This window comes from Streptomyces sp. NPDC033178, assembly GCF_055577685.1.
Genome location: NZ_JBVIPT010000013.1, coordinates 281,382 through 296,405 on the forward strand (window position 1 = coordinate 281,382; position 15,024 = coordinate 296,405).

Sequence of the window (15,024 nt, forward strand, 5' to 3'; positions counted from 1 at the left end):
CCCGTGGGACGCCCCCGGGGACCGCTCGGCCGAGGGATGTACGGCAGGTTGCGCACGGCTCGGCCTAGTCGGGGATCAGGCCGCCGCCGGGCAGGTCGGGGCCTTCCGGGACGGTGTCGGGGCCGGCCTCGCTCTCCGGGGTGTCGGCCGGGGAGTCGTCCAGCGGCGGTTCGGGCTGCTCGACGGTGGGCTCGTCGGGGACGTCCGTGTCGGGCGGCGTGCCCGTGTCCGTGCCGTCCGGGGGTGACACCAGGTCGTCGGAGGGGTCAGGGGTGGCCGTCACGGTGACCGTGGGGCAGTCCGAGGGGTCCGGGGACGTGGTGTCCGTGAAGTCGTCCGTCGGAGTGCCCTCGGTGGTGCCGGGGGTGACGGTCACGGTCGGCGTCACGCAGTCGCTCGCGGATTCGTCGGCGCCTTCCGAGGAGCTCTCCGACGACGATCCGTCGGGCGACGACCTGTCGGGCGACGACTCGTCCGGCGGCAGCGAGGATCCGTCCGGGCGCGGGCTGTGCGGGTCGACGACGGGCGCGGGCACGATGCGGTCCTCGTCGCCGTCGTGGTCACCGATCCTCCGCTCGATCCAGGTGTTGTTCTGGATGTTGATGATCGTGATGTTGACGATCACCCGTGGGGCCGGAGTGACCACGATGACCTTGGTGGGCTCGTAGCCGGACCACGGGCGGCCGTTGTGTCCGGGGGTTCCCTGGAGGGCGACCGGCGGCTTGAGGGGGTTCCCGCAGGCGCAGCGCACGCGCGGTGCGCCCCGGTTGTCGACGAGGACGGCGGTGCCCGCCTGGAGGACGGCCTGGTACTCGGTGGCGCGCCCGTCCCGGAAGCCGTGGTTCGTGACCCTGGTGTCGGCGCGCAGCACGACCGAGGTCAGTCCCCGCAGATAGTCGGGGATGCCTGCCTGGGCGATGCCGGCGGCCTGTGCGAAGGCTCGCGCCTTGACCTGGTCGGCGGTGAGGAAGCGGATCTGCCGCTCGACGTCACAGCTGCCGACACGCTCGGTACCGCCGTAGAGGCCCGGTGTGCCGCCGGAGACGGACCGGACGCCCTCCGCCGTGGCGCTGCCGGTGGGGGCCGTGGACCGGGGCGTACGGGTGACGGGTGGCGGGGTCGTGGTCGTGGTGGCCGTGGAGTCGGTGAACGGGTCCGGACCCTGGGCCGCGACCGGCTGGAGGAAGACCTCTCCGCCGGAGGTGGTGGAGTCGGACGCCTTGTCCCCGTCGCCGCCGCATCCCCCGGTGAGGAGCGCCGCGGAGAGCGCGCAGGCCGTGACGAGGGTTCTGGTGGGTATGCGCACCACGTTCTCCCGTCCGTCCCGGTCCACCCCGGGCAATATGTCCACCATTGTCTGCGTCGGTCCTGGGAACTCCGCAAGCCGGAGAGAGTCACACAGCGTCACAATGGAAGGGAAGGGAGCGGGCTCCGTGGAGTGGTTCACAGCCCCCGAGTACTGGATGAGCCGGCTGGTCCTCCAGAAGGCTCTGGCCGTGATCTATCTCGTCGCGTTCCTGGGCGCGGCGCTGCAGTTCCGTGCGCTGATCGGCGAGCGCGGGATGCTGCCGGTGCCCCGGTTCGTGGCGCGGGTGCCGTTCAGGCAGGCGCCGAGTGTGTTCCATCTCCACTACTCCGACCGCTTCTTCGCGGCCTGGGCGTGGACCGGCTGTGCGGTGTCGGTGGCGCTCGTCGCCGGGCTCGACGGCCGGCTGCCCCTCTGGGGTGCCATGCTGCTCTGGCTGGTGCCCTGGGTCCTGTATCTGTCGATCGTGAACGTCGGCCAGACCTGGTACTCGTTCGGCTGGGAGTCCCTGCTCCTGGAGACCGGCTTCCTCGCGGTCTTCCTGGGCAACGACGAGGTCGCCCCGCCGGTCGTGGTGCTCTTCCTGCTGCGCTGGATCCTGTTCCGCGTCGAGTTCGGGGCGGGGCTGATCAAGATGCGCGGCGATGCGTGCTGGCGCAAGCTGACCTGCCTCGACCACCACCACGAGACCCAGCCGATGCCGGGCCCGCTGAGCTGGTTCTTCCACCATCTGCCGAAGCCTCTGCACCGGGTCGAGGTGGCCGCCAACCACTTCACCCAACTCGTCGTGCCCGTACTGCTGTTCACCCCTCAGCCTGTCGCCACGGCCGCCGCCGCCCTGATGATCCTCACCCAGCTGTGGCTGGTCCTGTCCGGCAACTTCTCCTGGCTGAACTGGATCACGATCGTGCTGGCCCTGTCGGCGCTGGAGCTCCCGGGCACGGCCCCGGACGTCCCCGGCGCCCCGCTCTGGTACGAGGTCGTGGTCCTCGCGGTCGCCGCGCTGCTCGTGACGCTGAGCTACCGCCCGGTCCGCAACATGGTCTCCCGCCGCCAGGTCATGAACCGCTCCTTCGACCCCCTCCACCTGGTGAACACCTACGGGGCGTTCGGCAGCGTCAGCCGCATCCGGTACGAGGTGGTGGTCGAGGGCACGGCCGACGCCGTACCCCACGAGGACTCCGACTGGCGGGAGTACGGGTTCAGGGGCAAGCCCGGCGATCCGAGGCGCTGGCCGCGTCAGTTCGCCCCGTACCATCTGCGGCTCGACTGGATGATGTGGTTCGCCGCCCTCTCCCCCGCGTACGCCGAATCGTGGTTCGGCGCCCTGGTGGAGCGGCTCCTGGAGAACGACCGGGACACGCTCCGACTGCTGCGCCGCTCCCCGTTCCCGCCGGACGCACCGCCCCCGTACGTCCGGGCCCGCCTCTTCCGCTACCGGTACACGACCTGGCAGGAACTGCGGGAGACGGGCGCCTGTTGGGAGCGGACGTATGTACGGGAATTCCTACCGCCGACGCGGCTCGACTCGGTGGCTCAGAAGTCGTAGATGCGGGTCGGCACCGTGCTTCAGAGGCCGTAGACGCGGGTGGCGGTGTCCGCGAAGATCTCCTCCTGTTCGCTCTCGCTGAGTTTCCCGGTCAACTGACTCGCGATATCGGCCACTTCGGCGTACGAGGCCACGAGGGAGCACACCGGCCAGTCGGAGCCGAACATGAGCCGGCCGGGACCGAAGGCTTCCAGCGCGGTGTCCGAGTAGCGGGTCAGGTCGCCCACCCTCCAGCCGTTCGGGTCCGCCTCCGTGACCATTCCGGACAGTTTGCAGACGGTGTTCGGCAGGGCGGCCAGCGCGTGGATGCCGGTGGCCCAGGGTTCCAACTCGCCCGCGGCGATCGGGGGCTTGCCCAAGTGGTCCAGGACGAAAGTGAGTTCGGGGTGGCGCTCCGCAGCCCTTGCGCAGGCCGGGAGTTGCTGCGGGAGGACCACCAGGTCGTAGACCAGGCCCGCTTCGGCGACCGCCGCCAGTCCTCGGCGTACGTCCTCGAGCAGGAGCCATTCGGGGTCCGGTTCGCCCTGGACCTGGTGGCGGATGCCCTTGAGGTGGCGGCCGCCCGGCAGTTCGCGCAGCCGGGCCAGTTCGTCGGCTACGCCGGGGCTGGTGAGGTCGGTCCAGCCGACGACTCCGCCGATCAGGTCGTGTGCCTCCGCGAGGGCCAGGAACTCCGGGGTCTCCTCCACCACCGTGACGGTCTGCACGAGGACGGTCCGGGAGACTCCGACGGCACGCGCCTCCGGTTCCAGGTCCTCGACGGTGAAGTTCCTTCGAAGGGGCGCCAGTTCGGGCCCGGTGATCCAGTCCTGGTCCCGTACGGAGAGGTCCCAGACGTGATGGTGGGCGTCGACGGCACCCGTGCGTACCGTCACGGCAGCTCCCATACGACCGGCAGCTCCGCCCGCGAGCCCTCGGCCGAGTAGTCGTGGACCACGTCGAGGAGTTCCGCCATCCGGGCCTGCCAGGCGACGTTGATGGGCAGTTGCTCCAGTTCGGCGAGGAGTCTCGGGTAGTCCTCGCACTCCAGGACGTGGAAGAGGTCGGTACCGCTGCGCCAGATCGTCCAGGAGGAGGCTCCCGCGGCGCGGATCGCGTCCGTGAGCTTCTCGGGGACCTCGCGGTGGGCGGCGTCGTACTCGGCGATGCGGTCGGCGCGGACCTTGGTGTGCAGGGCCACTCTCATGACGGCTCCTTCATGACGGCTCCTTCGGCTTCGACGCGTTCTCGCCGGGTACGGGGGCGTCGGCGGGAAGGAGGTCCGCGTCCCGCACCTCCTGCCAGAAGGCGGCGGGCACGGGCGCCGCGAACTGCTCGGCGCAGTCGCGGACTTCGTGCGGCGACTTGGCTCCCACGAGGACGCCGGCGACGGCCGGATGGGCGGCGCAGAAGGCCAGGGCGGCAGCACGCAGGGTGGTCCCGTGCCGTTCGGCCATGGCGTTGAGAGCGAGGGCGCGGTCCAGCATCTCGGGCGGTGCGGCCGCGTAGTTGAACGTCGCTCCCGGCCTCGGGTCGGCCAGCAGACCGGAGTTGAAGGCGCCGCCGATCACCACCGAGGTCCCGCGCTCCTGCGCGGCCGGCAGCAGTCCGGTCAGCGCGCCCTGGTCGAGGAGGGTGTAGCGCCCGGCGCAGAGCACCACGTCGACGTCGGTGTCGACGATGAAGCGGGTGAGCATCCCGGCCTGGTTCATACCCGCGCCGATCGCGCCCACCACGCCCTCCGCGCGGAGTTTCTCCAGCGCCGGATAGCCCTCCCGGAAGGCCTGTTCGGCGTGGTCGTCCGGGTCGTGGAGGTAGACGACGTCCACCCGGTCGAGGCCGAGCCGTTCCAGGCTGGCCTCCAGGCTGCGCCGTACACCGTCAGCGCTGAAGTCCCATACGCGGCGGTGTGTGGCGGGCACGGCGAAGCCGTTGGCGAGGTCGTCGCCTCCCGCGTCGCTTGGCTCCAGACGGCGGCCCACCTTGGTCGAGATGGTGTACGCCGACCGGGGGCGCTCGCTCAGAGCCGCGCCCAGGCGGCGTTCGGAGAGGCCGATGCCGTAGTGGGGCGCGGTGTCGAAGTACCGGACGCCCGCGTCCCAGGCGGCGCCCACGGTCTCCTGCGCCTGCTCGTCGGGGACCTCGGTGAAGAGGTTGCCGATGCCGGCCGCGCCGAGGGCGAGTGCGGTGATCTCGACGCCGCTGCGGCCGAGCCTGTTCACCGGCTCACTCACTGACCCGTTCACTGGGCCGCCGGACGCAGTCGCAGCCCCTGCATACCGCCGTCGACGGCGAGCGCGGTGCCGGTGGTGGCGCCGGACAGCGGGCTCGCCAAGTAGGCGACGGCGCCCGCGACTTCGGACGCGGTGACGAGGCGGCCGGTGGGCTGGCGGGCCTCCAGGGCGGCCCGTTCGGCGGCGGGGTCCGTCGCGGCGTCGAGGAGGCGGCCGACCCAGGGGGTGTCCACGGTGCCGGGGTTCACGCAGTTGACGCGGATGCCCTCGCGGACGTGGTCGGCGGCCATGGCGAGGGTCAGCGACAGGACGGCGCCCTTGGACGCGGAGTACAGGGCGCGCTGCGGGAGGCCCGCGGTGGCCGCGATGGAGCAGGTGTTCACGATGGCCGCGTGCGAGGACTTCCGCAGGTGCGGCAGGGCTGCCCGGGCGGTGCGGACCATGCCGAGGACGTTGACGTCCAGCACGCGGTGCCAGACCTCGTCGTCGTTGTCCTCGACGGTGCCCTGGGCGCCGATGCCCGCGTTGTTGATCAGCACGTCGAGACCGCCCAGGTCGGCGACCGCGGCGGCGACGGCCCGGCGTACGGAGTCGTCGTCGGTGACGTCCGCCTGGTAGCCGAGCAGGGGCTTCTCGACGCTCGTGGGGTCCAGGTCGAGGACGGCGACCTGGGCGCCGCGGGAGGCGAGGAGTTCCGCGGTGGCCCTGCCGATGCCGGAGGCGCCGCCCGTCACCAGGGCCTTGAGGCCCTCGAAGTCGCTCATGCCGCCTGCTCCTTCTGCCGGTCGAGGTCGGCGGCCCAGAAGGTGCCGCCGGGGAACGTGAACTCCGCGATGGACTCCGGCCGCATGGTCGCCGAGAAGCCCGGTGAGGTGGGTGCCATGTAGTGACCCTCTCTGATCACCACCGGGTCGAGGAAGTGGGCGTGCAGATGGTCCACGTACTCGATCACGCGGTCCTCGGTCGTGCCGGACAGTGCCACGTAGTCGAACATCGAGAGGTGCTGGACCAGTTCGCACAGGCCGACGCCGCCGGCGTGCGGGCAGACCGGCACGCCGAACTTGGCCGCGAGAAGCAGGATCGCGAGGTTCTCGTTGACCCCGCCGACACGGGCCGCGTCGATCTGCAGGACGTCGATGGCCCCCGCCTGGAGCAGTTGCTTGAAGATGATCCGGTTCTGTACGTGCTCGCCGGTGGCGACCTTGACCGGGGCTATCGCCTTGCGGATGGCGGCATGGCCGAGGACGTCGTCGGGGCTGGTGGGCTCCTCGATCCAGTACGGGTCGAACTCGGCGAGCGCCTTGGTCCACTCGATGGCCTCGTCGACGTTCCAGCGCTGGTTGGCGTCGATGGCGACACGGATGTCGGGGCCGACGACGGAGCGGGCCACCCGGCAGCGGCGTACGTCGTCCGCGAGGTCCGCGCCGACCTTCAGCTTGATCTGGGTGAAGCCGTCGGCGACGGCCTGGCGGGCCAGCCGGGTGAGCTTCTCGTCGGAGTAGCCGAGCCAGCCGGGCGAGGTGGTGTAGCCGGGGAAGCCGCGCTCCTTCAGCAACGTGGCGCGTTCCGTCGCGCCCTCCCGGCCCGCGGTCAGCAGGCGAAGGGCGTCCTCGGGGGTGAGGACGTCCGCGATGTAGCGGAAGTCCACCTGGGACACGAGCCATTCGGGCGTGGCGTCGGCGAGCAGCTGCCAGAGCGGCTTCTCGGCGCGCTTGGCTGCCAGGTCCCAGACGGCGTTGACGACGGCGCCGATCGCCATGTGCATCACGCCCTTCTCGGGCCCGAGCCACCGCAGTTGGCTGTCCCCGATCAGGTCCCGGCTCAAGGCGCCCGGATCCGCGCACAGTTCGTCCACCGGCCGGCCCAGTATGTGCGGGCGCAGCGCCTCGATCGCGGCGACCTGGACATCGTTGCCCCGCCCGATGGTGAAGGTGAATCCGTGTCCCTCCAGGCCGTCGGCCGTGTCGTCACTGCCTGTGCGCAGCACGACGTACGCGGCCGAGTAGTCGGGATCCGGGTTCATCGCGTCGGAGCCGTCGAGCTCACGCGAGGTGGGGAAGCGGATGTCGTAGGTGTCGACCGCGGTGATGCGGGAGGCGGCGGATGCGGACACAGAAGTGCCTTTCGGTCAGGGACAAAGGGAAGCGGACGGCTGAAGTCCGGTGCGGCACGGCGCCCCCTAAGGGGCGCGGGGAACTGCGCGACCTGGGGGCACCTCCCGGCCGAAGGCTGGGGGACCACAACGAACCCGCACCTGCACACCACGCCTAGTCCTGCGCACGGCCGGTCGTCACGCGGGCGATCATGAGGGCGACCAGGATGATCCCTCCATAAATGGCCTGGATCCAGAAGGACGGCACCTGCGCAAGGGTGAGCAGGTTCTGGACCACCCCAAGAAGGAGGACGCCCGTAAGGGCGCCGAACATCGTGCCCTTGCCGCCGTCGAGGCTGATGCCGCCGATGACCGCGGCCGCGAACACCGTGAAGATCATGTTCTGACCCTGGTTGGCGTTGATCGCGCCGACGTAGCCGGTCTGCATCAGTCCGCCGACCGCGGCGAGCGTCCCGGCGACGACGAACACGCCGAGCATCACGCGCTCGACACGGATGCCGGCCGCGCGTGCCGCGTCCGCGTTGCCGCCGATCGCGTAGAGCGCACGCCCCAGGCGGTGGTACTTGAGGAAGAACCCGGCGACCCCGAACGACGCCGCCGCCAGCCACACCGAGATGGGAACGGTCAGGAAGGTGGTGGTGGCGAGCGTGTAGAAGGCGTCGGGCATCCCGAACAGCGTCTTGCCCTCGGTCGCGCCGACCAGCAGACCGCGCAGGATGATCAGCATCGCGAGCGTCACGATGAACGCGTTGAGCTTGAGCTTCACCACGAGGATGCCGTTGAAGCCGCCGATGATCGCGCCCACCACGAGGATCGCGAGCAGGGCGACTCCGGCGGGCAGTTCCGTGCCCCAGCCCGACTGTGCGGCGGGCAGCAGCAACAGCGCGCCGACGGCGGGCGCGATGCCGACGACCGACTCCAGCGACAGGTCGAACTTGCCGGTGATGAGCACGAGCGACTCGGCGAGGACCACCATCGCCAGGGCCGCCGAGGCACCCAGGATGGAGATCAGGTTCTGCTCGGTGAGGAAGGCGTCGTTGACGAACGCACCGAGGACCAGCAGCAGCAACAGGGCCGGTACGAGGGCGAGTTCGCGTGCCCTGCGCAGGAGTACGGCCTTGGCGTCGGCCTTGCTCTTCAGTGGCCGTAGGGGGGTGGAGGCCGAGGCCGACGGGGCCTTCGTGTCAGCCATGGTGGTCCACTCCTTCGATGGAGGCGATCAGCTCGTGGTCGCGCCAGCCCGCCGGGTGCTCGGCGACGACGCGGCCGTGGAAGAGGACGAGGACGCGGTCGCAGCGGCGCAGGTCGTCGAGTTCGTCGGAGACGACGAGGACGGCGGTGCCGTCGTCACGGGCCGAGTCCATGCGGGAGAGCAGGGACTCCTTGGACTTCACGTCGACGCCCGCGGTGGGGTTGATCAGGACCAGCAGCCGGGGGTCGGAGGCGAGGGCCCGGGCCATGACGACCTTCTGTGCGTTGCCGCCGGAGAGGTCGGACACGGGCTGGTCGGGCCCCTGGGTGTGGATGTCGAGGCGGTCGATCAACTCGTCGGCGAAGCCCCGCTTGCGGTCGGTGCCGACGAATCCGTACCGGCCGAGGCGGTCCAGGACGCTCATGGTCGCGTTGTCGCCGACGGTCATGCCGAAGACGAGACCCTGCCCGTGCCGGTCGCGCGGTACGCAGCCGACACCGGCCCGCAGAGCGGCCGTCACATCGCCGAACGGCAGTTGCCTGCCCTCCAGTCGGGCAGTGCCGCCGGTCGGTGTGTGCAGTCCCGCGAAGGACTCGGCGAGCTCGATCTTGCCGCTGCCGCTGGATCCGGCGAGGCCGACGACCTCACCACCGCGCACGGTGAGGTCGATGCCCTCGTACGCATCCGACGTGAGCCCGTGTGCTTCCAGGACGACGGGCGCGCCGGCGGCCACGTCGCCACGGGCGGCCTTCTCCTCCACGGCGGCGATGGACTCCCCCGCCATGGCCTCGACCAGGGCCGCCCGCGGCAGTTCGGCCACCGGGGCCGTGGTGATCCAGCGGGCGTCGCGCAGGACCGTCACGGTCTGGCACACCTCGTACACCTCCTGGAGGTGGTGCGAGATGAACAGGAACGTGACGCCGGACTCCTGGAGCGCGCGCATGCGGGTGAAGAGGCGCTCGATCTCCCGGTTGTCGAGCTGGGCGGTCGGTTCGTCGAGGACGATGAACCGGGCACCGAAGCTCAACGCCCGGGCGATCTCCACCATTTGACGGTCCTCGACCTTGAGGTCGGCGGTCCGCGCGTCCGGGTCGACGTGGACGTCCCAGGTGTCGAGCACCTCGGCGGCCTCGGTCCTCAGCCTGCGCCAGCTGATGAAGCCTCCGCGGCCCTGCGGCTGCCGGTTGATGAAGAGGTTCTCGGCGACCGTCAGTTCGGGGACCACGGTGGGCTTCTGGTAGACGCAGGCCACCTTGCGCCGCCAGGCGTCCCGGTCGGTGAGGGCGGGCGCGGGCTCGCCGTCGAAGCTGACCGTGCCCTCGTCGGGGGCCTGGAGGCCGGTGAGTACGGTGACGAGGGTGGACTTGCCCGCGCCGTTGCGGCCGACGAGGGCATGGGACTCGCCCGCGTGCACGGTCAGCTGTCCGTCGGCGAGGGCGACCGTGGGGCCGTACCGCTTGGCTATGCCCCGCGCCTCAACGAGTGGTGTGCTCATTTGACCGTGTTGCCCCACAGCTCGGGGTCGTCGACGTTCTCCTTGGTCACCAGCGGTGCGGGCAGCTGGTCCTCCAGGATGCCGCTGGGCAGCTTGACGATCTCGGAGTCGTGGTCGGTCGGGCCCGGCTTGAAGGTCTTCCCCTCCATCGCCGCCTTGATGTAGTACATGCCGTACTTGGCGTAGAGGTCGGCCGGCTGCGAGACGGTGGCGTCGATCTGGCCCTTGCGGATGGCGTCGTACTCCTGCGGGATGCCGTCGTTCGAGACGATCGTGATGTGGCCCTTCTGGCCGACCGTCTTCAGCAGCCCCTTGGACTTCAGGGTCTGCAGCGTGGGCGCGAGATAGACGCCGCCCGCCTGCATGTAGATGCCCTTGATGTCCGGGTTGGCGTTGAGGAGCGTGTCCAGCTTGGAGGCCGCCGTGTCGGACTCCCACTTGGCGGGGATCTCCAGGACCTTCAGCTTCGGGAACTTCTCCTTGACGCAGGCCCGGAAGGCCTCGGAGCGGTCCCGGCCGTTGACCGAAGCCAGGTCGCCCATGATCTGCACGACCTTGCCGGAGGGGATCTGCTTGCCGAGGTACTCGCAGGCCTTCTCCCCGTACGCGACGTTGTTGGCGCGTACGACCATCGCGACCTTGCCCTTCTCGGGCGCCACGTCCACGGCGACCACGGGCACGCCCTTGCGCTCGGCCTGGTCGAGACCGGCGGAGATCGCGGCGCTGTCCAGGGGGGCCACGACGAGGCCCTTCACGCCCTGGTTGAGCTGGTTGTTGATGTCCGTGATCTGCTGCGACGGGTCGCTGTTGGAGTTCACGGTCTTGAGGGCGTCGACGTCCTCGGTCTTCGCCATCTTGGGTACGTAGTCGTTGTACGACTGCCAGAACGGCGAGGTCAGCAGGGGCAGGATGACGCCGACCTTGCCGCTGCCGTCGCCTCCGCCGTCGCCCTTGGAGGCGACGTTGTCCTTGGTGCTGCCGCATGCCGCGAGTACGAGCGTGGCGCAGGCGGCCACGGCCGCCGCACGTATCGCCCGTGAGGTGTTTCGACCGTTCCGGTACCGCACTGTTCTGCCGGCCATGTATCGGCTCCTCGTTGAGCGTGATCGAGCAGGTGCCACGCATATTTATCAGACCACTTCCCCCTGACAACACCCCTGGACCGCAATTTTCCCTGGTTTTCATACGTAGTGGTCCGACCACCTGAGTGGTTAGACTGCGGCGCACCCGGCAACAGGAGGACATGGCGTGGACGAGAGCCTGCCCCAGGGGACGACGGCGGCCCCGCAGAAGGGGACCGTGACGCAGCGCGCGATAGACCAGATCAAGGCGATGATCGGCGAGGGCCGTCTGGAGCCGGGCGCGCGGCTGCCGACCGAGCGGGATCTGGCGTCACAGCTGGGCATCTCGCGCAGTTCGATGCGCGAGGCGATCCGGGCGCTCACGGTCCTGGGCGTCCTGGAGGCCCGGCACGGGTCCGGGATCTACGTCACGCAGTTGGAGGCCGGGGACCTGCTGGAGACCTTCGGAGTGGTCGCGGACCTCTCCCGGGGGCCGCGGCTGGTCGAGCTCCTCGAAGTGCGGCGCATCCTGGAGTCGACGGCGACCGCGCTCGCGGCCGCACGGATCACTCCCGACCAACTGGCCGAGGTCGAGAAGCACTTGACGGCCATGAACGCGACGGACGATCCGGAGGAGATCCTCTCCCACGACCTGGCGTTCCACCGCGCCATCGGGGTCGCCGCGGGCAACGACACGATGGCGGCCATCCTGGAGGGGCTCTCCTCGCGCACGTTCCGTGCCCGGGTCTGGCGCGGTTACCAGGAGGAGGGGGCGTTCGAGCGGACCCGGCGGGAGCATGCGGCGATCCATCGTGCGCTTGTCGCCCATGATCCGGAGGCCGCGCGGGCCGCTGCGGCGGCCCATGTCGGTGAGGTGGAGCAGTGGTTGCGGACCCAGCTCCAGCCTTGAGGGCCGGAACCGGGTCCGAGATGATCAACCTGCGGGCCGGTGGGGGCTTGTCGCGCCCAGGCGGCGGAGCCGCACATGTCACGGCCCCGCCCCTGAGAGGCTGCGCCCCCTGAAAAGGTCAGGCTCGCTTGAGCCTGAGCGTCACCAGCTCGAACGGGCGGAGTTTCAGGGTCAGCCTGCTGCCGTCGCGGTCCGGGGCGGTGGCGTCGGGGAGCGGGCGCTCCAGCAGGTCCGTGACCGTGGCGGAGGCGACTTCGAAGCCCGCCGTGAGCGTCGCCCGGCTGCGGCCGCCGCGTGACTCGTGGAAGCGGACGATCACGTCGCCGCTGCCGTCGTCGGCGAGCTTCACCGCGGTGACCACGACCGCGTCCTGGGCGACGGCCACCAGGGGCGCGACCTCCGAGGCCCCGCCGACGACCTTGCGCTCGGGCAGGTTGATCCGCCAGCCCTCACGCACCGCGTCGCCGATCGCGGCACCGGGCACCAGCGCGTGCCGGAAGCGGTGGACGCCCTGGTCGGTCTCGGGGTCGGGGAACCGCGGGGCGCGCAGCAGCGAGACGCGGACCGTGGTGGTCGTACCACCGTCGTCGCGCACGGCCCGCGTCACGTCGTGACCGTACGTCGAGTCGTTGACGACCGCGACGCCCCAGCCGGGCTCCTCCATGTGCACGAACCGGTGGTTGCAGGCCTCGAACTTGGCGGCCTCCCAGGACGTGTTGGTGTGCGTCGGCCGGAAGAAGTGCCCGAACTGCGTCTCGGACGCGTACCGCTCGGCGTGCACGTCGAGCGGGAAGGCCAGCTTCAGGAACTTCTCCGTCTCGTGCCAGTCGACCTCGGTGTCGATGTCGAGCCGCCACTCCCCCGGCGCGAGCGACAGCACCTGCGTGACCTTCGACTCGCCGAAGGTCCGCACGATCCGGACCGAGACGCCGTCGTCACCGGGGGCGACCTCGTCGGCGTCGACCAGGTCGGTGACCGTGTTGCGGTAGAACTCGTCGACGTCCCAGGCGTCCCACATGTTGGGGAAGTCGGGGTGGATCTGGAGCAGGTTGGCCGCCTTGCCGGGCGCGAGGGTCTCGCGGTCCGCGGCGAGGTCGAACGCGGAGACCACGAGTCCGCGCTCGTCGATCTCGATCCGAAGCCGCCCGTTCTCGATCACGTAGCCGCCGTCCGTGCGCGGCACCAGTGTGCACTCGCCGCCGACGGCCGGGGTCCGCGCTCCGCCGGCGGGCACCCCGTCGCGGGTGTGCGGCGCCGAGTTGAAGGCGAGGGCGGTCGTCCCCTCACCGGCCAGTGCGCGTTGGGCGGAGCCGATGATGCCGTTCAGCTCCTCGGCGACCGCCTCGTACGTCTTACGGGCCTCGCGGTGCACCCACGCGATGGACGAGCCGGGCAGGATGTCGTGGAACTGGTGAAGCAGGACCGTCTTCCAGAGGCGGTCCAACTCCTCGTACGGGTAAGGGAATTTGGTGCGCACGGCCGCGGTCGCCGCCCAGAGCTCGGCCTCGCGCAGGAGGTGCTCGCTGCGTCGGTTGCCCTGCTTGGTCCTGGCCTGGCTGGTGAGCGTGGCGCGGTGCAGTTCCAGGTACAACTCACCGACCCAGACAGGGGCGTTGGGGTACTCGGCCTCCGCCTTCTCGAAGAACTTCTCCGGGGTCTCCCAGACCACGGTCGCCGAGCCTTCGAGGTCTCGGAGCCGGGCCGCCTTGGCGACCATCTCGCGGGTCGTGCCACCACCGCCGTCGCCCCAGCCGGTCGGCGCGAGGGAGTGCCGGGCGGCGCCCTTGTCCTTGAAGTTCTTCGCCGCGTGGGCGATCTCGCTGCCCTTCATCGAGCAGTTGTACGTGTCCACGGGCGGGAAGTGCGTGAAGATCCGCGTGCCGTCGATGCCCTCCCACTGGAAGGTGTGGTGCGGGAACTTGTTGGTCTGGGACCACGAGATCTTCTGTGTGAGCAGCCACTTGGAACCGGCCGCCTTGATGATCTGCGGCAGTCCGGCGGCGAAGCCGAAGGTGTCGGGCAGCCACGCCTCCTCGTTCTCGACGCCGAACTCGTCGAGGAAGAACCGTTTGCCGTGCACGAACTGACGGGCCATCGCCTCGGAGCCCGGCATGTTGGTGTCCGACTCGACCCACATGCCGCCGGCCGGTACGAACCGCCCGTCGGCGACCGCCTTCTTCACCCGGGCCCACACCTCGGGCCGGTGCTCCTTCACCCAGGCCCACTGCTGGGCCTGCGACATGGCGAAGACGAAGTCGGGCTCGTCCTCGATAAGGGCCGTCATGTTGGAGGTGGTCCGGGCGACCTTGCGTACGGTCTCGCGCAGCGGCCACAGCCATGCCGAGTCGATGTGGGCGTGGCCGACCGCGCTGATGCGGTGGGCGGAGGGGACGGCGGGGGCGGCCAGCACCCCTTCGAGGTGCGAGCGGGCCGCGGCCGCCGTGCCGCCCACGTTCTGCAGGTCGATGGCGTCGAGGGCCTTCTCCACCGCCCGCAGGATGTCCCAGCGGCGCGCGGACTCCACCGGCAGCTCGGCCATCAGCTCGCCGAGCACCTCCAGGTCGATGACCAGCTGCCACACCGTCTCGTCGAGGACGGCGAGGTCCATCCGCTCCAGCTTGTACTGCGGTTCACTGCCGGCCGTCTCCTTGTCGCCCAACTGCGTGGGCCGGAAGGGGTGGTAGTCGAGGATGACGGGGTTGGACGCGGCCTCGACATGCAGCCGCACCTCCTCGCCACCCTCGACGGGGGCGCCGATGCGCACCCACTGGTTGCGCGGGTTGAGGCCCTTCACCGGGGTGCCGTCGGGCCGGTAGACGAGGCCCTCGCACTGAAAGCCCGGCATGTTCTCGTCGAAGCCGAGGTCGAGGATCGCCTCGACGGTCTTCCCGGCCCATTCCGCGGGCACGGTCCCGGTCACCCGGAACCAGCTGGTGCCCCACGGAGCACCCCACCGCGCGCCCGCCTCGATCGGTTCGACCGGGGCGGAGAGCCCTTCGTCGACCGGCACCGGCTCGCCGGGCGCGTGCCACACCGCCACTTCCAGGGGTACCGACTCGGGGTACACGGCGGGTCGTATGCGCTCGTCGAGCACACGCTTGAGGCGGGCTTCGACCAGGCTGCGGTCGTCATGCATGTGAGGTGCTCCGTAACTCCGTTGTGCGGATTGCTGCTCGGTGTCGGTG

12 protein-coding genes are annotated in these 15,024 nt (G+C 70.3%); 2 read left to right on the plus strand and 10 right to left on the minus strand.

The window, feature by feature from the left end:
* Positions 1 to 64 precede the first annotated feature (64 nt).
* Positions 65 to 1,354 carry a DUF6777 domain-containing protein gene (locus ACZ5VQ_RS30530; RefSeq protein ID WP_469107689.1) on the minus strand — a complete coding sequence of 430 codons (1,290 nt, stop codon included), beginning with the start codon at positions 1,352 to 1,354 and terminating at the stop codon, positions 65 to 67.
* Between the two features lie 79 nt (positions 1,355 to 1,433).
* Here ACZ5VQ_RS30530 and ACZ5VQ_RS30535 point away from each other — a divergent pair, with 79 nt between their 5' ends.
* Positions 1,434 to 2,855 (plus strand): lipase maturation factor family protein, encoded by a 1,422-nt coding sequence (locus ACZ5VQ_RS30535; protein ID WP_469107690.1) that lies wholly within the window; start codon positions 1,434 to 1,436, stop codon positions 2,853 to 2,855.
* 20 nt (positions 2,856 to 2,875) lie between these two features.
* Here the strand turns inward: ACZ5VQ_RS30535 and ACZ5VQ_RS30540 are convergent, their stop codons facing one another.
* The 8 genes from ACZ5VQ_RS30540 to ACZ5VQ_RS30575 form a co-directional block, all read right to left on the minus strand.
* Positions 2,876 to 3,742, minus strand: a complete 867-nt coding sequence (locus ACZ5VQ_RS30540; protein WP_469107691.1) for an amidohydrolase family protein — start codon at positions 3,740 to 3,742, stop codon at positions 2,876 to 2,878.
* Entirely contained in the window at positions 3,727 to 4,041 is a 315-nt protein-coding gene (locus ACZ5VQ_RS30545; RefSeq protein WP_362083780.1) for an L-rhamnose mutarotase, read from the minus strand. The genes ACZ5VQ_RS30540 and ACZ5VQ_RS30545 overlap by 16 nt, the downstream gene beginning before the upstream one ends.
* Before the next feature lie 10 nt (positions 4,042 to 4,051).
* Positions 4,052 to 5,056: an aldo/keto reductase gene (locus ACZ5VQ_RS30550; RefSeq protein WP_469107746.1), complete on the minus strand. Its 1,005-nt coding sequence runs from the start codon at positions 5,054 to 5,056 to the stop codon at positions 4,052 to 4,054.
* Positions 5,057 to 5,076: 20 nt separating this feature from the next.
* A complete protein-coding gene (locus ACZ5VQ_RS30555) occupies positions 5,077 to 5,832 on the minus strand; it encodes an SDR family NAD(P)-dependent oxidoreductase (RefSeq protein ID WP_469107692.1) in 756 nt (251 codons plus the stop codon).
* A complete protein-coding gene (locus ACZ5VQ_RS30560; protein ID WP_469107693.1) occupies positions 5,829 to 7,181 on the minus strand; it encodes an L-fuconate dehydratase in 1,353 nt (450 codons plus the stop codon). The genes ACZ5VQ_RS30555 and ACZ5VQ_RS30560 overlap by 4 nt, the downstream gene beginning before the upstream one ends.
* A 154-nt stretch (positions 7,182 to 7,335) precedes the next feature.
* Positions 7,336 to 8,373 carry an ABC transporter permease gene (locus ACZ5VQ_RS30565; protein WP_307519318.1) on the minus strand — a complete coding sequence of 346 codons (1,038 nt, stop codon included), beginning with the start codon at positions 8,371 to 8,373 and terminating at the stop codon, positions 7,336 to 7,338.
* Positions 8,366 to 9,868 carry a sugar ABC transporter ATP-binding protein gene (locus tag ACZ5VQ_RS30570; RefSeq protein ID WP_469107694.1) on the minus strand — a complete coding sequence of 501 codons (1,503 nt, stop codon included), beginning with the start codon at positions 9,866 to 9,868 and terminating at the stop codon, positions 8,366 to 8,368. Before ACZ5VQ_RS30570 ends, ACZ5VQ_RS30565 begins: the two co-directional genes overlap by 8 nt.
* On the minus strand, positions 9,865 to 10,950 hold the full coding sequence (locus ACZ5VQ_RS30575) for a sugar ABC transporter substrate-binding protein (RefSeq protein WP_469107695.1): 1,086 nt from the start codon (positions 10,948 to 10,950) through the stop codon (positions 9,865 to 9,867). The genes ACZ5VQ_RS30570 and ACZ5VQ_RS30575 overlap by 4 nt, the downstream gene beginning before the upstream one ends.
* Positions 10,951 to 11,116: 166 nt before the next feature.
* On the opposite strand from ACZ5VQ_RS30575, the gene ACZ5VQ_RS30580 reads away from it, so the two are divergent.
* Positions 11,117 to 11,839, plus strand: a complete 723-nt coding sequence (locus ACZ5VQ_RS30580) for a FadR/GntR family transcriptional regulator (protein ID WP_361059993.1) — start codon at positions 11,117 to 11,119, stop codon at positions 11,837 to 11,839.
* Between the two features lie 118 nt (positions 11,840 to 11,957).
* On the opposite strand, the gene ACZ5VQ_RS30585 is transcribed toward ACZ5VQ_RS30580, so the two are convergent.
* Positions 11,958 to 14,975: an alpha-mannosidase gene (locus ACZ5VQ_RS30585; protein ID WP_469107696.1), complete on the minus strand. Its 3,018-nt coding sequence runs from the start codon at positions 14,973 to 14,975 to the stop codon at positions 11,958 to 11,960.
* Positions 14,976 to 15,024 lie beyond the last annotated feature (49 nt).